The sequence below is a fragment of the Streptomyces sp. CA-106110 genome, from assembly GCF_050936285.1.
Lineage (GTDB): Bacteria > Actinomycetota > Actinomycetes > Streptomycetales > Streptomycetaceae > Streptomyces.
The window spans coordinates 6,209,708-6,225,677 of the sequence record NZ_JBNJNB010000001.1 but is presented as its reverse complement, the minus strand read 5'-3'; the positions used below and the strand labels follow the sequence as shown (position 1 = coordinate 6,225,677).

The window sequence follows — 15,970 nt, the reverse complement described above, 5'->3', positions numbered from 1 at the left end:
GGCAAACCCCCATCACTGTCGGCGCTACCGGTAGACTGGAAGGCAATCCCGCCCCATACGTGGGGACCGTCCGGGAAAAGCTGAGCAACGCTGATCAAGGCTTACCAACGCAACATGCCGCAGCCGCTCCGGCAACCCGCCGACGAGCCTGGCTCGTGCTGTGCCAGAAAGGGCGCTTCGTGGCCGATTCCGGCAACCCCAACGAGAACATCCCGTCCACCGACGCCGGCCTGAGCGGCGCGGGCACCTCCTCGAACGGCGAGGTCACCGCCTCGTACGACGCGAGCGCCATCACCGTCCTCGAGGGACTGGACGCGGTCCGCAAGCGACCCGGCATGTACATCGGCTCGACCGGTGAGCGCGGTCTGCACCACCTCGTGTACGAGGTCGTGGACAACTCCGTCGACGAGGCTCTGGCCGGCCACGCGGACACGATCGACGTGACGATCCTGGCCGACGGCGGCGTACGCGTCGTCGACAACGGCCGCGGCATCCCCGTGGGCATCGTCCCCTCCGAGGGCAAGCCGGCCATCGAGGTCGTGCTGACCGTTCTGCACGCGGGCGGCAAGTTCGGCGGCGGCGGCTACGCGGTCTCCGGCGGTCTGCACGGCGTCGGCGTCTCCGTCGTGAACGCCCTGTCCAGCAAGGTGTCGGTCGAGGTCAGGACCGACGGCCACCGTTGGACGCAGGACTACAAGATGGGCGTCCCGACGGCCCCGCTCGCCCAGCACGAGGAGACCGGCGACACCGGCACCTCGGTCACCTTCTGGGCCGACCCGGACATCTTCGAGACCACCGAGTACTCCTTCGAGACGCTCTCGCGGCGCTTCCAGGAGATGGCGTTCCTCAACAAGGGCCTGACGATCAGGCTCACCGACGAACGGGAGTCGGCGAAGGCCACCGCAGGGGCGGACGAGGCCGGTGCCGACGAGAAGGACGAGGTCAAGGCCGTCACGTACCACTACGAGGGCGGCATCGTCGACTTCGTGAAGTACCTGAACTCCCGCAAGGGAGACGTGGTGCACCCGACGGTGATCGACCTTGAGGCCGAGGACAAGGACAAGAGCCTGTCCCTCGAGGTCGCGATGCAGTGGAACAGCGGATACAGCGAGGGCGTGTACTCCTTCGCCAACATCATCCACACCCACGAGGGCGGTACTCACGAGGAGGGCTTCCGTGCGGCGCTGACCTCGCTGATCAACAAGTACGCGCGCGACAAGAAGATGCTCCGTGAGAAGGACGACAACCTCACGGGCGACGACATCCGCGAGGGCCTGACGGCGATCATCTCGGTCAAGCTGAGCGAGCCGCAGTTCGAGGGCCAGACCAAGACCAAGCTCGGCAACACCGAGGCGAAGACCTTCGTCCAGAAGGCTGTCTACGAGCACCTCAACGACTGGCTGGACCGCAACCCGAACGAGGCGGCGGACATCGTCCGCAAGGGCATCCAGGCGGCCACCGCGCGCGTTGCGGCCCGCAAGGCGCGTGACCTCACCCGCCGCAAGGGCCTGCTGGAGAGCGCGTCCCTGCCAGGCAAGCTCTCGGACTGCCAGTCCAACGACCCGACCAAGTGCGAGATCTTCATCGTCGAGGGTGACTCCGCCGGCGGCTCGGCCAAGTCCGGCCGCAACCCGCAGTACCAGGCGATCCTCCCGATCCGGGGCAAGATCCTCAACGTCGAGAAGGCCAGGATCGACAAGATCCTGCAGAACCAGGAGATCCAGGCGCTGATCTCCGCGTTCGGCACCGGCGTGCACGAGGACTTCGACCTCGAGAAGCTCCGCTACCACAAGATCATCCTGATGGCGGACGCCGACGTCGACGGCCAGCACATCAACACCCTGCTGCTGACGTTCCTCTTCCGCTTCATGCGGCCGCTGGTCGAGGCCGGGCACGTGTTCCTCTCGCGCCCCCCGCTCTACAAGATCAAGTGGGGTCGGGACGAGGTCGAGTACGCGTACTCCGACCGCGAGCGCGACGCACTGCTGGAGATGGGCCGCCAGCGCGGCAAGCGGGTCCGGGAAGACTCGATCCAGCGCTTCAAGGGTCTCGGCGAGATGAACGCCGAGGAACTGCGCGTGACGACCATGGACATCGAGCACCGCGTCCTCGGCCAGGTCACCCTCGACGACGCAGCCCAGGCCGACGACCTCTTCTCGGTCCTCATGGGTGAGGACGTGGAGGCACGCCGCGCGTTCATCCAGCGCAACGCCAAGGACGTCCGCTTCCTCGACATCTGAGTCGGTCCCAGCTGACCGCACCAGGAAGGATCTTCACCAGCAATGGCCGACGAGAACACTCCCGTGACGCCTGAAGAGGCCGGCGACACCACTGTACGCATCGAGCCCGTCGGGCTTGAGACGGAGATGCAGCGCTCGTACCTCGACTACGCGATGTCCGTCATCGTCTCGCGTGCGCTGCCCGACGTGCGGGACGGTCTGAAGCCCGTGCACCGCCGCGTCCTGTACGCGATGTACGACGGCGGCTACCGGCCCGAGCGCGGCTTCTACAAGTGCGCCCGCGTCGTCGGCGACGTGATGGGCAACTACCACCCGCACGGCGACTCCTCCATCTACGACGCTCTGGTGCGTCTCGCGCAGCCGTGGTCGATGCGGATGCCGCTGGTGGACTCCAACGGCAACTTCGGCTCCCCGGGCAACGACCCCGCGGCCGCCATGCGCTACACCGAGTGCAAGATGGCGCCGCTGTCCATGGAGATGGTCCGGGACATCGACGAGGAGACCGTCGACTTCACGGACAACTACGACGGCCGCTCCCAGGAGCCGACGGTCCTGCCGTCCCGTTTCCCGAACCTGCTGATCAACGGCTCGGCCGGTATCGCGGTCGGCATGGCGACCAACATCCCGCCGCACAACCTCCGCGAGGTCGCGGCCGGCGCCCAGTGGTACCTGGAGAACCCGGAGGCCACGCACGAGGAGCTGCTCGACGCCCTCATCGAGCGGATCAAGGGCCCCGACTTCCCGACGGGCGCCCTCGTGGTGGGCCGCAAGGGCATCGAGGAGGCCTACCGCACCGGCCGCGGCTCGATCACCATGCGCGCGGTCGTCGAGGTCGAGGAGATCCAGAACCGCCAGTGCCTGGTGGTCACCGAGCTGCCGTACCAGGTCAACCCCGACAACCTCGCGCAGAAGATCGCCGACCTGGTGAAGGACAGCAAGATCGGCGGCATCGCGGACGTCCGCGACGAGACGTCGTCGCGCACCGGCCAGCGCCTGGTCATCGTCCTCAAGAGGGACGCGGTCGCCAAGGTCGTCCTGAACAACCTCTACAAACACACCGACCTGCAGACGAACTTCGGCGCCAACATGCTGGCGCTCGTCGACGGCGTGCCGCGCACGCTGTCCCTGGACGCGTTCATCCGCCACTGGGTGACGCACCAGATCGAGGTCGTCGTCCGCCGTACGCGCTTCCGGCTGCGCAAGGCCGAGGAGCGTGCGCACATCCTGCGCGGTCTGCTGAAGGCCCTGGACGCCATCGACGAGGTCATCGCGCTGATCCGGCGCAGCGACACCGTCGAGATCGCGCGGGACGGCCTGATGCGCCTCCTGGAGATCGACGAGATCCAGGCGAACGCCATCCTCGAGATGCAGCTGCGCCGGCTCGCGGCCCTGGAGCGTCGGAAGATCGTCCAGGAGCACGACGAGCTGCAGGCGAAGATCCAGGAGTACAACGAGATCCTGGCCTCGCCCGTCCGCCAGCGCGGCATCATCAGCGAGGAACTCGCCGCGATCGTCGAGAAGTACAGCGACGACCGCCGCAGCCAGCTGGTGCCCTTCGACGGCGACATGTCCATCGAGGACCTCATCGCCGAGGAGGACATCGTCGTCACGGTCACCCGCGGCGGCTACATCAAACGCACCAAGACCTACGACTACCGGGCCCAGAAGCGCGGCGGCAAGGGCGTGCGCGGCACGAAGCTGAAGGAAGACGACATCGTCGACCACTTCTTCGTGTCCACGACGCATCACTGGCTGTTGTTCTTCACCAACAAGGGCCGCGTCTACCGCGCGAAGGCCTATGAGCTGCCGGACGCCGGCCGGGATGCGCGCGGTCAGCACGTCGCGAACCTGCTGGCCTTCCAGCCGGACGAGTCGATCGCCGAGATCCTGGCCATCCGCGACTACGAGGCCGCGCCCTACCTGGTGCTTGCCACCAAGGGCGGTCTGGTCAAGAAGACGCCTCTGAAGGATTACGATTCGCCGCGTTCCGGCGGTGTCATCGCGATCAATCTCCGGGAGACGGCGGACGGATCCGACGACGAACTGATCGGGGCCGAGCTCGTTTCACCGGACGACGATCTGCTTCTGATCAGCAAGAAGGCACAGTCGATCCGGTTCACGGCGACCGACGAGTCCCTGCGCCCGATGGGCCGCGCCACCTCGGGCGTCAAGGGCATGAGTTTCCGTGGGGGCGACGAGCTTCTCTCGATGAATGTTGTTCGACCCGGTACGTTCGTGTTCACTGCCACAGACGGCGGGTACGCGAAGCGGACCGCTGTCGACGAGTACCGCGTCCAGGGTCGCGGTGGCCTCGGTATCAAGGCTGCCAAGATCGTCGAGGACCGCGGCTCGCTTGTCGGCGCACTGGTGGTCGAGGAGACCGACGAGATCCTCGCCATCACGCTGTCGGGCGGTGTGATTCGTACGCGAGTCAACGAGGTCAGGGAGACGGGCCGTGACACCATGGGCGTCCAACTGATCAATCTGGGCAAGCGCGATGCCGTGGTCGGTATCGCACGTAACGCCGAGGCGGGGCGCGAGGCAGAGGAAGTCGACGGCGGCGAGGCCGTGGACGAGATCGCCGAGGATGCCGCGATCACCGGCACGGACGAGGGCGAAGCGCCCTCGGCCGAGTAGCACGAGGAGTGAGTCAGCGTGAGCGGAGCCACCGGCCCCGGATCGACCGGTGCGGAAACGGACGGCGGCCGTGGCTCCGCCGCGGAATCGACCTACTCCCATGAGTCTCATGGATCCCAGGGGGGAACTGTGACGGACACCCGAGGCCCGCAGACCCAGCAGCCGGCTGGAGCGGGGCCGGCCGCTCCCGGCGCCACGCCGCCCGCGCCGGCAGTGCCGCCGACCGCTGCGCCGGGGGCCACCGCGCCGCCCGCGTCTCCCCTGCCGGGGGAGCGCCGGACCCAGCAGCAGGCGGGGCCCTACTACCCGCCGCAGGCCTATCAGGCACAGCCGCCGACGGGCGCCATGCGTCGGCCGCGCACGGGCGCGAGCACCACTCCGCGCACCCGCAAGGCGCGTCTGAGGGTGGCGAAGGCCGATCCGTGGTCCGTGATGAAGGTCAGCTTCCTGCTCTCCATCGCGCTCGGCATCTGCACCATCGTGGCAGCGGCGGTGCTGTGGATGGTCATGAACGCGATGGGCGTCTTCTCGACGGTCGGCGGCACGATCTCGGAGGCCACCGGCTCGACCGAGTCGAACGGTTTCGATCTGCAGTCGTTCCTGTCCCTGCCGCACGTCCTGATGTTCACGTCGATCATCGCGGTCATCGACGTCGTCCTGGCAACCGCCCTCGCCACACTGGGCGCGTTCATCTACAACGTTTCCGCGGGCTTCGTGGGCGGTGTCGAGCTGACGCTGGCCGAAGACGAGTAGGCGCCGTTCCGGAACGCCCGTGGCGTCAACGGCCGAGCGCGCTTTTCCTGCCGGACGTTCGCCGCATCGCCACGGGCGTCCTTGCCGGCGCCCGGCCGTCGATACACCACGTCGGCGGCCTCGGCGGTGAGAGCGCATCCCCGACGGGATGCGCTCTTCTGTTTCCGGGCGGGCCACCGTGCGAGCAGCTCCGGCTGGGCCCTGGGAGACGGGCAGAGCGGGGCCCCGGTATCGATTTTGGGACTTCCCACCTCGTGCGCTAATCTTCAGGGGTCAGCGCGCGGGACACACACCGCAAAGCGCGGCGGGGCTATAGCTCAGTTGGTTAGAGCGCATCCCTGATAAGGATGAGGCCACAGGTTCAAATCCTGTTAGCCCCACCAGCGAAAAGACCCCCAGTCCATAAGGGCTGGGGGTCTTTTGACACCAACGGTTGACACCAACAGCAACGGTCAGCCGATGAGCGGATCTTCTAGAAGCTCGGCGAGCAGCGCGACAGCCTCTCGCTCATCCTCGCCGACCACGTGCGTGTACACGTCCATGGTCATGCTGATCTGGCTGTGCCGGAGGATCGCCTGAGCCACCTTGGGATGCACCTTCAAGAAGGCGAGCAGGGTCCCGCAGGTGTGCCGGGCGAGCCGCACCGTGATGCGTCGCACACCGGCCCGCTTCACGAGTCGATCAAAGGTCCGCGAAAAGCCGACCGGGTCGATCATGCCGCCATGCGCCGACGAGAAGATCAGATCCTGATCAGGCTCCTGTAACCAGTGATCACCGGCGATCTTCCGTTCCAGCTCTTGCAGCTCCCGCCGCTCTTCCAAAGCCCGGGCGCAGAACTTGGGCAGGGGGAGCACCGCCTGTGAGGACTCGGTCTTGAGGTCTTTGAGGACCAGGCCGACGCCCTTGACCCGCTGCACTTGCTTGACAGGGGTGAACTGGCGCGCCTCAAAGTCGATGTCCTGCCAGCGCAGGCCCAGCACTTCACTGCGGCGCAGCCCTAGCACGAGGACGAGCACACAGGCCGCGTAGAGGCGGTGAGAGCGAGCCGAGCGAAGGAACGTGATCGCCTCACGCGCGCTCCACGCACTGCCCTTGTCCTTGGCCACTTTGGGCATGTCGACCAGCAGCGCGACGTTGCGCGTCAGCAGCTCTTCACGGATGGCCCGGTTGAGCGCGTTCCGGAGGACGCGGAGCACCTCGAAACGGGTGGCCGCGCCGACCTTCTCACGCTTCAGCGAGGCCATGAACGGGCGGAGCTGGGCAGGCGTGAGCTTCGCCAAGGGCTTCTTGCCGAGGTGTGGCAGCAAGTAGAGCCTGATCTTGGACTCGTACTTGACGTAGGTGTTGTGCTCGCGCTCCGGCTTCACGATGTGCTCAAGCCAGTAGGTCAGCCACTCCTCGAGCGACCAGGCACGGGAAGGCACCGGGACGCCGTTGCGCTCCTGGTCCTGAAGCTTGCCGAGCTTCTCGTTGGCTTCGTCCCAGGTGGCGCCATAGACGGTCTTGCGGACACGGTTGCCGTCTGTGTCGGTGACGTACGCGCGTCCCATATATCGTCCGTCCGACCGCTTTGAGATCGTGCCGCCGCCGTTGGGGCGCCTCTTGGCCATCAGGCACCCCTCTCGATCTGCCGACGGATGAAGTCCCCGACTGAGTCCGCAGGGATACGGCGGCATCCGTCGACCTTGATCGAGGTGAGGCGGTGCGTGCGGATCAGGTCGTAGACCTTGGTCCGGCCGACTTTGAGCCGCGCCATGACTTCCGGCACCGTCAGGAGTTCGGCGGTAGCAGTGCTCATGCGTCGGCTCCTTCCTGGGTCAGTTGGTCTTGCAGGGCTTCGCGTGCTGTCTCCCGGTTGAGCCGGAGCTCCCGGGCGATCGATTGAGCGAGCCAGGATTCGCCGGGGGTGTGGCCCTGTCCGGCGTAGGTCCAGTGCGCGAGCACCAGCGTGGAGCCCTCCAATTCGTCGAGATCTTCCGAGAGCCCGCGCTCGCGGCGTTCCTGCCGGGCGCGGTAGTCGGCACGTACCTGACGCAGCGCGCCGAGGGTGGTCGAGTAGCGGCGGGACTTGGTGGAGAAGTGGCCCCGGAAGCCGAGCATGTGAGCCCAGCGGGCCAGTAGCCGATCCGGGTAGGCGTCGTCCAGGTCCCAGCACGCCTCGATGAGCCGCCGGGTGTGTGCGGGCAGACCGGGCAGCTTGTCCAGCTCCGAGAGCTCCCCGATCCGGCGGTCGACCGTGCCGGTGGTCTCGGCCGCCTTGGTGGCGTACTTGGCCACGTACGAGGCCACGGCCTGTTCCGTCAGCTCCTCGTGCCCCAGGGCGCCGATGGGTTGCACGTCGACCTGCGTACCCCACCGCAGCGTGCGCGCGGGGAAGTCCCCGGCAGCGGGCACCGGCACGGAGGCCCGAGCGGCGGCGGCGCGGATCGCGTCGTCCAGGAGCGCGACCGTGGCCCAGGCCGGCGGGGAGCTGTCGGGACCGTCGGGTCCGTCCAGGCGCACCACGGCGTGGAAGTGCACAGCGCCGCGCTTTTGGAACTCGGCGACCTTGCCGAAGGAGACCCGGCACACCTCTTTGAGCGCGGACTGCGTGAGGCCTGCGCGGGTGGCGATCTCGCGGCGGAGGTAGATGGTGAAGCGCCGCCACAGGTCCCCGGCGTGGTTGTTCCACAGCACGGCCCCGGCGTAGTCGTACCGCTCCGGGGCGAGCGCCGTGCCCAGCGCCGGGTCATCGTCGACGTGCTGGGCGCCGCACCGGCAGCGGCTGGAGTCAGGCCGGTTGTGGACGGGGCCGAACGAGGGCGCGGTGAGAGTGGCAAAGACGCGGGGGTGATCCCGGACCGTGGCGGGCACGTCCTTGCGTTCATCGCCGGTGATCCCGGCACGGATCAGGTGGTAGGTGTCGCCCGCGTACGTCCAGGCACACGCCGGGCAGCGGGAGGCGCGCCGGTTGCCGCAGGCGACGCGGAGCCGTCCGCCCGGCTCGTGCTCGGTGCTGTAGGAGTACAGGACGTCGCCGGTCTTGGCGTCACGGGTGACCGTCTGGCCCACCAGGTGGATCGGGTTGGAGCAGCCGCCCGTGCGGCGGACCTGTTCCTGCCAGCGGTCGAAGCCGGGCGCGTTGGCCACCCGGAGGAGGTCGGCGAGGGTGAGGGGGTCGGTGCCCAGGGAGGCCGCAGCATCGGCCACGGCCTCCGGGGCGACGGGGAAGACCGTCACGCGGCCACCTCCACCAGGACCACGGGCAAGGCGGCCGACGCGCCGAAGGTGGGATCGGCCGGGCAGATCAGGTCACCGTCATGGGTCAGAACGCGCAGCCCGTCCACCGGGACCCGGTCCCAGCCGGGCGCGTGAGCACGGCAACCGGGGCACGTGGCCGGGCGGTCCAGGAGATCCAGGCAGGAGGGGAAGAGGCTCATGCCGCCACCGCCGCTTCGAGCTGGGCCGTCAGGTCGGACACCAGGTGTTCCAAGGCGTCGATGCGGTCGGCGAGCGTCGCGTTGCCAGTACCGGTGAAGCCGAGCGCATCGGGCGTGGCCCGGAACAGGGCACAGAGGAGAACCTGGTAGGTCTGGCTGGGCCGGTTGACGCCGTTCTCCCAACGGGACATCTGCACCTTGAGGGAGGTCTCGGCAGCCACCTCCCAGCCCCAGCTCTCGGCCAGCAAGCGCAAGGCCCGCACGACCTTCTGCTGCGACCAGCCACGAGCCACCCGAGCACGGCACAGCGGAGTGTCCGTGGCCCGGAGCGCGGTGCGCGAGGGCTGTACCGGCGGCACGGTCACGTCAGTCAGCGGTGTGATCACGGCGGGGCTCATACCTCCACCCCCGCTTCCACGACCTTGGCGCCGCCGCAGGTGGGGCACCAGATCTGAAACTCGCTGGTGTCGTAGCCGGTGCCGCCGCAGTCCAGGCAGTTGATCCAGTCCCGATCCGCGAAGTAGGCACGGCAGAACTCGGTGTCAGCGCAGCGCGGTTCCGCGCACACCGGGCAGCAACGGCCCGACGTGGAACGGCGGATGAGCTCGGAGCGCGGGACCGGTAACGGCAATACCGGCGCCATGTGCGGGGCGGTCAGCGTTGCGGGCATGATGGAGACTCCCTTCGTGGGACGAAGGAGGGCGGCGGCTTGCTTGGCGGTAGGTGCGCCGCCCTCCGGAGTACGGCCAATGGCCGTATGACTTAGGTTGCTATAGAGCAGACTAGATCACAAGTGATAGTGCGGCATACGCTGTGCTATGTCGCTGTGCTCGGTACTCTCGGCGCATGACGGTTGAAGCCCACGACCCCAGGCCCAAGAAGGTGCAGATCGCCGACGCCTTGCGCGAAGAGATTGCAGCGCTGCCGGCGGGGCACCGGCTCGCGTCGCTGCGCGAGCTGGCCGACCGGTTCAAAGTCACCACGGTGACGGCGGGCAACGCGCTCAAGGTGCTCGCGGATGAGGGCGTGATCGTCTCGGTCCCGACCCGGGGGTACTTCGTGCAGTCCCCGCCGAGCGCTGGCGAAGCCGGGCAGACTGCCGGCGGGCCGGTTAACCGAGATGAGATCAACGCCATCCACTCCGAGATTCAGCAACTTGCTGCCCGAGTGGCTGAGTTGGAGAAGCGCGCCCAGTTCCCGAGCAGTGCCTGACTGTTGATCCACCATGCGTGGCGAGCCGTGGAGGCACTAGGGACAGGCCTGGTGTCACCGGGGGACAGCCTTGGTGCCACCCCCCTGTCACCCCCCGTGTCACCAGCTCTCTGAATGCCAGACTCGAAGGCAGGCACCCGACGGGAGGGCAGCACATGAGTGACGAACGGCCAGCATGGGCACGACGGCTTTCCTCGGAGCGCGAGGCCCGGCAGTGGTCACAGGCCGAAGTGGTGGCCGCGCTGCGGGCGCACGCACCGAAGCCCCTGCCCGAAGGCTCCAGCATGGTCCGACAGTGGAAGCGCTGGGAGTCTGGTGAGGTCATGCCGAGCGACTTCTACAAACCGATCATCGCCGCCACCTTCGGCACCGTCACCCACGCGATCTTCCCCGTAGCCGGGCAGCGAGACGGAAATGCCGAGATCGTTGCCGTCAGCGGCATGGAAACGCTCGACATCATCAGCAGGTTGCAGGCGTCCGACGTTGACAACGCCACTCTGGACGCGCTCCGCATCACGGCCGATCGGCTCTGCTCCGAGTACGCCTATCTGCCAGGTGCTCAGCTGGCTGCCGAGGGCAGGCAGTGGCTCAAGCGAGTCGCCGGACTCCAGTCCCAGAGGCTCACGCTCGCGCAGCACCGCGAAGTCCTCACCCTGTCCGGGTGGCTCGCGCTCCTGATCGGCTGCGTCGAGTACGACATGGGCGACCGGGGCGCAGCCGAGAGCACGCGGAAGGCAGCCCTGTCTTTAGCGGATGAGTCCGGTAACGCAGAGATCGCCGGTTGGGCTCACGAGATGCGCGCCTGGTTCGCACTGACGACGGGCGACTACCGCGGAATCCTCGCGGCCTCGCAGGCCGGGGCGGAAGCCGCGCCGCGTCATGGCGTAGCCGTGCAGCTCGCCGCCCAGGAGGCGAAGGGATGGGCACGGCTGGGAGACCGACGACAGACCGAGGTGGCACTGGACCGAGGCCGAAAACTCCTCGAAGGGATGCCGTATCCCGAGAACCTCGATCACCACTTCGTGGTGGACCCAGCCAAGTTCGACTTCTACGCCATGGACTGCTACCGACTGCTCGGAGAGGACCGGTTCGCCGAGAACCTCGCCCACGAGGTGATCCGAGCGGGCACCGACTTCGACGGCTCCGAGCGATCACCGATGCGCATGGCAGAGGCAAGGATCACCCTCGGTGTAGTCGCAGCACGACAGGGCGACTTGGACCAAGCGGTGAACTACGGCGAGTGGGCCTTGAAGGGCGATCGGCAGTCGCTGCCGTCCCTGCTCATGGTCAGCCGCGAGCTTGCAGCCCTCGTCAACCGAGACTTCCCCACCGAGCCGACTGGCCGTGAGTACCTCGATCACCTGACCGCGCTGAGCCGCGCAAGCTAGAGCCCGTTACGGGTTTCTCTACCTCATCAAGCACCCGTCGTCGCTTCGCTCCTCCGGGCGGGCGCGGGCGGCCGGCGGCGCCCGCGCTCATGTCTCCGCCCCGCTCGGCGCCGCCGGCCGCCCGCTCCCGCCCAAGAGGCAGGCACACGGAGCATGAGGTCAGAACACGTCGTGGCTGGGGCGGTCGGCTCCACGACTTTAGCCAGCCACTTTGGCGCGAGCCTCGAAGATCATGGCCCCAACGTCGTGCTTTACCGGGCAGGTCCACAGACTGCCCGACGCGCCGGAAGCTTACGGGGCCATGATCACTCGCGCCAAAGCAGCTCCCGGCCAAAGTCGCTACGCCGACCTAGGACCTGTCCGACGCGACCAGAGCGGTCTCAGGACGATGCCCAGTGCGACCAGGTCTGCGGCAACGAGGATTGTGACGTTGGCCCAGTTGTAAGGCAAGGCCTTGGCGACCGGAAGGGCCACAAGCGAGGCGACCCCCTGCAGCTGCGGGACGTACACGTTCAGGTACATCCGGTCGATGCACTCGATCTCGAACAGGGTGTGCTCACCCAGGACATCGGCCACGGTGCGCGGTAGCGTCATGACGGGCTCCGGTGGGACGGCGGCCGCCGACGCGGCCAACGACTGCCTTGAGCAGTACAACTCCGGTGACCTCGTGTCACCGTCTACCGTCCACCGGAGCCTCCACGCGCCCCGGCGCGCACCACCGGACATGGCTCGTCGGGCTGGGGCAAAGCCCCGTTAGGGCCTGTCGTTTGGATCATGCCGCAGACGCGGGGCCTGGCACGCGCATCTGCATCGAAACAGCGACGACCCGTCCGTTACCTGCGACCTGATCCAAACGACAGGCCCGGCTAGGGCCGTGCCACGCGCGGGGGCGTGCGGTCCGCCCCGCCGCCCCCGCACGGTCCGCCGGGTCGGCTGTCGCGGGTATGAGCCGGGCGCTGGGGCGGCACTGACCTGCCGCGCGGTGCCCGTCCGGTGAGGGGTGAGTCCCACGACGGGCACGGCCCGTCCCGGCGCGGTGAGCACACCTGAGCGGACCCGGACGCGCGCCCCGTGTACCTCCGCTGTCTGCCCCCGGGCTTGCCCCCCCGATCCTTCCCCGCGAGCCGCCAGGGGTGGAAGGTTCTGCTTCTCTGCCCTGGCGGACATGAAGGAGAAGTGGCGTGCGCGCGCAGACACGGCCCGGCGCGGTCGAGGAGACCGGGGCCGGGCGGCAGCGGTCCGGAGCGGCGACCGTCCGGCCGCCCGTGCGGGACCTGAGCCCCGCGGGCGTCCTGGACCTCCAGCGGACCGCCGGCAACGAAGCGGTGGCCCGGACGGTCCAGCGGCACCGGGACCCCGTCGCGACGGTGCAGCGGACCAGGACGGCCGACCTGGAGATCCAGCCCATCGTCGACGCGGTGGAGGAGATGCTGGGGACCGCCCGGTCCTTGATTGCCACGGCCCAGGGGTTCGGGTTCCGGCTGCGGGGCAGGGAGAGCCAGCAGAAGCACTGCGACGACCTCGGCATGTCTCTGGACACCGCCGAGCACATGGTCTACGGGCAGTTCCGCGCCGACGGCCCGGCCGGCCGGACGACCAACCCGCGCACCACCGCGTTGAAGGCCCTGCTCGACGAGATCCAGCAGCAGCACATCGAGTACGTGGGCATCGTGCGCCGGTTCAACCTGCGTCCCGTCGGCGCCGACATCGGCCCCCAGGACACCGAGGGCCTGGCGCAGCTGTCGAACACCTGGTCGCGGGTGGTCGGCGGGCAGGGCATCAGGACCTCGTCGACCCCACGGCCGTTCGGCGAGGACCGTACGCCCGCGCCGCTGCCGGGCTTCGAGGACCAGATGCTGTCCCACCACGCCCGGCTGCTCTCCCGGCAGCACGGCCGGGACCTGGTCGGCGGTCTGACCGCCGGGGTCGCGGGCGCCGGCGCGGCCATGGTGGGCGTGGTGCCCTTCCACCCCGATCAGATCGAGTTCATGGGCGGCAACAGCGTGGTCGGCGCGGAGGCGGCCGTCGACACGCCCGAAGGGCTCGCGTCCGCCCCCAACGCCCCCGGCAGGGGCAGCACCAGCGTCGTCGCCGTGCCGCACGGCCTGCGGGACAGCGAGGGTGCGCACGAGGGCGAGGCCGTCTCGCCCGCCTTCCTGGTCTACGGGCACGAGCTGATCCACGCGCAGCACAACATGCACGGCATCAACATCCGGAACATCGGTGACGAGGAGGCGGCGACCGTCACCGGCAACGAGACCTCCACCGCCCTGCACGAGCAGCGGCGGGTGCCGGTCACCACGGAGGAGATGCTGCGCGACGAACACGGCCTGCCACGCCGCGGCGGCTACACGTAGCCCACGGCCCCCGTCGGCGTCACCGACCGGGGGCTCTCATACGCCGAGCCTGCTCGGGTCGGGCCCCCTAGAACTGTCCGGCTGATCAGGAGGGTCGTGGGATACGCGCGTGGACGCGGCGTGCGGTGAGTGTGATGATCACCGGAGCGTCCGGAGCGAGTCCGACGTGCAGGGAGGGACCATGAGGCTCTATCTCTATCTCGCCATGTCTTCTGCTCTCGTGGCTTTGTTCATCGCCGCCTCGGGCGTAGCGGCGGTTACCCGTGGCTGGGTGCTCCCCGTGAACCGGAGTCGAGTTCGCCGCATTCGCCTCTACGGCTGGGGTCAATTGCTGATTGCCTTCGCCCTGTGCTGGCATGTGGTCTTCGGGCTGGTGATCAGCGGCCCCGGCATCCGGGAGTGGGGGGCCTGTCCGGCAGCGTGCTTCTACTGACCGGCATCATCGCGACGATGTTGAGCCAGCGCATGGGTCGTGATCGACAAGGCAGCGACGCGCTTAGCGACGGAAGTGGTTGCGTTTGATCACGGCTTTGCGGATGTTGATCGTCGTCCTGGCACCGTGTCGGTTCGCGCTGAACACCTGCACGGCGATCCATCCGCCGAGGATGACGGTGGCCAGGGTGATGAGCTGAGTGACCAGCGCCGTGAGCGCGGTGATCAACGTGGAGCAGTCCGCCACAGATGGCGAGGATCCGAGGGCGACGTTCACCGCTGCGCTGGAGACGGGCGGCGCCTCCAGGCGTCGCCCGCATACGGCGTCTTCCAAACTGGTGCCGTGGAGCGGCAGGGCAGTCCCTGTCAAGATTGCGTGCGACGGCTGACACCAGCGGCTGACACCAACAAGCACGAACAGCAGCGGTCGACGCCGGACCTCAGTGGACGATCGACCGAGGCGCAGGGGCCGTTGGTCGACGTTGACAGACCCCCGTGATCGACCTGATAAGGATGAGGCCACAGGTTCAAATCCTGTTAGCCCCACCAGTGAAAAGACCCTCAACCGATTGTGGTTGGGGGTCTTTGACATCTACGACTGACATCAGCCGATGAGCGGATCTTCCCGAAGCTCAGCGAGCATCGCGACGCTTCCCGTGATCCTGAGGACGCCGGCCCGCTTGACGAGTCGATCGACGGTTCGGGAGAAACCCAACGGATCGATCATGCCGCCGTGCTCGAAGGAGAAGATCAGGCCCCGGCTGCGCTCCGCTCTGCCGGGCAGCCTTCCCGGCTTCGCTCGGGGCGCCGGTCAGCCCCTGCGTGGCCTCCCTCCAAGCGTTTCAAGCGCCTGTTTTTCGAAGCCCCGGTACGCCTAGACTCGGCAGATGACCTTGGAATGGGAACAGGTAATTGTTCACTCGGTGGATCCGGTGGCCTTGGGGCAGTGGTGGGCCGAGGCTCTTGGTTGGGGTGTGGTCCACTCCTCCGATGAGGAGTTCGAGATCCGTCCGGAGCCGGATCGCCTGCCAGGGTTGGACTTCGTCCGGCTCGATGAGAGCAAGAAGGTCAAGAGCCGGCTGCATCTCGACTTCAGGCCCGATGACCAGGACGCCGAGGTGGCTCGCCTTGAGGCTCATGGCGCGAAGCGTGTCGACATCGGCCAGGGCGACCAGTCGTGGGTTGTCATGGCAGACCCCGAAGGCAACGAGTTCTGTGTCCTGGGCCAACGGCGTCAGTGAGAACCCCTGAGAGCCCGCGTGTCCAGCCTGGCGGGCTCATTGGCAGGTCAGAAGCCCGGTAGACCATCAGCGTCTACCGGGCTTCCGCATATGCGGGCCGGCGAGATCCACCCGATCGCCGCCCAGTGGCGTGCGGTACCCCAGGGGGTCGCGTAGGCAGGCTCACCAGTTGGATTAGCGAAGCGTAGTGAACCTGTGGCAGAGTGCTATGTGCACGCCCGGCGCCCAGGCGACGTCGGGCACCCTCCTCGGTCGGGTCTTGCGGCCCGGTCGACCAGCGTCCGGAGGGAC

At 67.9% G+C, this 15,970-nt stretch carries 15 protein-coding genes, 1 tRNA gene and 1 pseudogene; 9 read left to right on the top strand and 8 right to left on the bottom strand.

Annotation, left to right across the window (positions count from 1 at the left end; genetic code table 11):
* The first annotated feature begins 155 nt into the window (after window positions 1-155).
* The 4 genes from gyrB to ACQEXA_RS28690 all read left to right on the top strand — a co-directional run bounded on the left by gyrB (window position 156) and on the right by ACQEXA_RS28690 (window position 6,013).
* Window positions 156-2,240: a DNA topoisomerase (ATP-hydrolyzing) subunit B gene (gyrB, locus tag ACQEXA_RS28705; protein ID WP_433131500.1), complete on the top strand. Its 2,085-nt coding sequence runs from the start codon at window positions 156-158 to the stop codon at window positions 2,238-2,240.
* 42 nt (window positions 2,241-2,282) lie between these two features.
* Entirely contained in the window at window positions 2,283-4,877 is a 2,595-nt protein-coding gene (gene gyrA, locus ACQEXA_RS28700; RefSeq protein WP_432930134.1) for a DNA gyrase subunit A, read from the top strand.
* Between the two features lie 18 nt (window positions 4,878-4,895).
* Complete coding sequence (locus ACQEXA_RS28695; RefSeq protein ID WP_432930136.1) at window positions 4,896-5,630, top strand: DUF3566 domain-containing protein; 735 nt, start codon at window positions 4,896-4,898, stop codon at window positions 5,628-5,630.
* A 306-nt stretch (window positions 5,631-5,936) separates the two neighbouring features.
* A tRNA-Ile gene (locus ACQEXA_RS28690) sits at window positions 5,937-6,013 on the top strand.
* A 69-nt stretch (window positions 6,014-6,082) separates the two neighbouring features.
* Here ACQEXA_RS28690 and ACQEXA_RS28685 read toward each other — a convergent pair.
* From ACQEXA_RS28685 to ACQEXA_RS28660, 6 genes are read right to left on the bottom strand one after another with little or no spacing between them, the layout of a single operon-like run.
* Entirely contained in the window at window positions 6,083-7,240 is a 1,158-nt protein-coding gene (locus ACQEXA_RS28685) for a tyrosine-type recombinase/integrase (protein WP_433131498.1), read from the bottom strand.
* A complete protein-coding gene (locus ACQEXA_RS28680; protein ID WP_432930140.1) occupies window positions 7,240-7,428 on the bottom strand; it encodes a helix-turn-helix domain-containing protein in 189 nt (62 codons plus the stop codon). The genes ACQEXA_RS28685 and ACQEXA_RS28680 overlap by 1 nt, the downstream gene beginning before the upstream one ends.
* Complete coding sequence (repSA, locus tag ACQEXA_RS28675) at window positions 7,425-8,819, bottom strand: replication initiator protein RepSA (RefSeq protein WP_433134642.1); 1,395 nt, start codon at window positions 8,817-8,819, stop codon at window positions 7,425-7,427. Before repSA ends, ACQEXA_RS28680 begins: the two co-directional genes overlap by 4 nt.
* A 26-nt stretch (window positions 8,820-8,845) precedes the next feature.
* Entirely contained in the window at window positions 8,846-9,049 is a 204-nt protein-coding gene (locus ACQEXA_RS28670) for a hypothetical protein (RefSeq protein ID WP_433131496.1), read from the bottom strand.
* Entirely contained in the window at window positions 9,046-9,447 is a 402-nt protein-coding gene (locus tag ACQEXA_RS28665) for an XRE family transcriptional regulator (protein ID WP_433131494.1), read from the bottom strand. Before ACQEXA_RS28665 ends, ACQEXA_RS28670 begins: the two co-directional genes overlap by 4 nt.
* Window positions 9,444-9,719, bottom strand: a complete 276-nt coding sequence (locus tag ACQEXA_RS28660) for a hypothetical protein (RefSeq protein ID WP_433131492.1) — start codon at window positions 9,717-9,719, stop codon at window positions 9,444-9,446. Before ACQEXA_RS28660 ends, ACQEXA_RS28665 begins: the two co-directional genes overlap by 4 nt.
* A gap of 176 nt (window positions 9,720-9,895) precedes the next feature.
* Between ACQEXA_RS28660 and ACQEXA_RS28655 the strand changes: the two genes are divergently transcribed.
* On the top strand, window positions 9,896-10,261 hold the full coding sequence (locus tag ACQEXA_RS28655) for a GntR family transcriptional regulator (protein ID WP_433131490.1): 366 nt from the start codon (window positions 9,896-9,898) through the stop codon (window positions 10,259-10,261).
* Between the two features lie 155 nt (window positions 10,262-10,416).
* Window positions 10,417-11,649: an XRE family transcriptional regulator gene (locus tag ACQEXA_RS28650; RefSeq protein WP_433131488.1), complete on the top strand. Its 1,233-nt coding sequence runs from the start codon at window positions 10,417-10,419 to the stop codon at window positions 11,647-11,649.
* 339 nt (window positions 11,650-11,988) lie between these two features.
* Here ACQEXA_RS28650 and ACQEXA_RS28645 read toward each other — a convergent pair whose 3' ends face one another.
* Window positions 11,989-12,243 carry a hypothetical protein gene (locus ACQEXA_RS28645; RefSeq protein ID WP_433131486.1) on the bottom strand — a complete coding sequence of 85 codons (255 nt, stop codon included), beginning with the start codon at window positions 12,241-12,243 and terminating at the stop codon, window positions 11,989-11,991.
* Between the two features lie 587 nt (window positions 12,244-12,830).
* Between ACQEXA_RS28645 and ACQEXA_RS28640 the strand changes: the two genes are divergently transcribed.
* Complete coding sequence (locus ACQEXA_RS28640; protein WP_433131484.1) at window positions 12,831-14,006, top strand: hypothetical protein; 1,176 nt, start codon at window positions 12,831-12,833, stop codon at window positions 14,004-14,006.
* Window positions 14,007-14,187: 181 nt separating this feature from the next.
* Window positions 14,188-14,439: a hypothetical protein gene (locus ACQEXA_RS28635; protein WP_433131482.1), complete on the top strand. Its 252-nt coding sequence runs from the start codon at window positions 14,188-14,190 to the stop codon at window positions 14,437-14,439.
* 63 nt (window positions 14,440-14,502) lie between these two features.
* Here the strand turns inward: ACQEXA_RS28635 and ACQEXA_RS28630 are convergent.
* Window positions 14,503-14,736: pseudogene (locus tag ACQEXA_RS28630) on the bottom strand (hypothetical protein); the annotation flags it as partial.
* 589 nt (window positions 14,737-15,325) lie between these two features.
* Between ACQEXA_RS28630 and ACQEXA_RS28625 the strand changes: the two are divergent.
* A complete protein-coding gene (locus ACQEXA_RS28625) occupies window positions 15,326-15,679 on the top strand; it encodes a VOC family protein (protein ID WP_432930151.1) in 354 nt (117 codons plus the stop codon).
* Window positions 15,680-15,970: the final 291 nt, after the last annotated feature.

Bases quoted from the DNA above. Each gene is read 5' to 3' on its own strand.
- gyrA (WP_432930134.1), top strand. From the start codon at position 2,283: ATGGCCGACGAGAACACTCCCGTGACGCCTGAAGAGGCCGGCGACACC.
- ACQEXA_RS28685 (WP_433131498.1), bottom strand. From the start codon at position 7,240: ATGGCCAAGAGGCGCCCCAACGGCGGCGGCACGATCTCAAAGCGGTCG.
- ACQEXA_RS28680 (WP_432930140.1), bottom strand. From the start codon at position 7,428: ATGAGCACTGCTACCGCCGAACTCCTGACGGTGCCGGAAGTCATGGCG.
- ACQEXA_RS28670 (WP_433131496.1), bottom strand. From the start codon at position 9,049: ATGAGCCTCTTCCCCTCCTGCCTGGATCTCCTGGACCGCCCGGCCACG.
- ACQEXA_RS28665 (WP_433131494.1), bottom strand. From the start codon at position 9,447: ATGAGCCCCGCCGTGATCACACCGCTGACTGACGTGACCGTGCCGCCG.
- ACQEXA_RS28660 (WP_433131492.1), bottom strand. From the start codon at position 9,719: ATGCCCGCAACGCTGACCGCCCCGCACATGGCGCCGGTATTGCCGTTA.
- ACQEXA_RS28655 (WP_433131490.1), top strand. From the start codon at position 9,896: ATGACGGTTGAAGCCCACGACCCCAGGCCCAAGAAGGTGCAGATCGCC.
- ACQEXA_RS28650 (WP_433131488.1), top strand. From the start codon at position 10,417: ATGAGTGACGAACGGCCAGCATGGGCACGACGGCTTTCCTCGGAGCGC.
- ACQEXA_RS28645 (WP_433131486.1), bottom strand. From the start codon at position 12,243: ATGACGCTACCGCGCACCGTGGCCGATGTCCTGGGTGAGCACACCCTG.
- ACQEXA_RS28635 (WP_433131482.1), top strand. From the start codon at position 14,188: ATGAGGCTCTATCTCTATCTCGCCATGTCTTCTGCTCTCGTGGCTTTG.
- ACQEXA_RS28625 (WP_432930151.1), top strand. From the start codon at position 15,326: ATGACCTTGGAATGGGAACAGGTAATTGTTCACTCGGTGGATCCGGTG.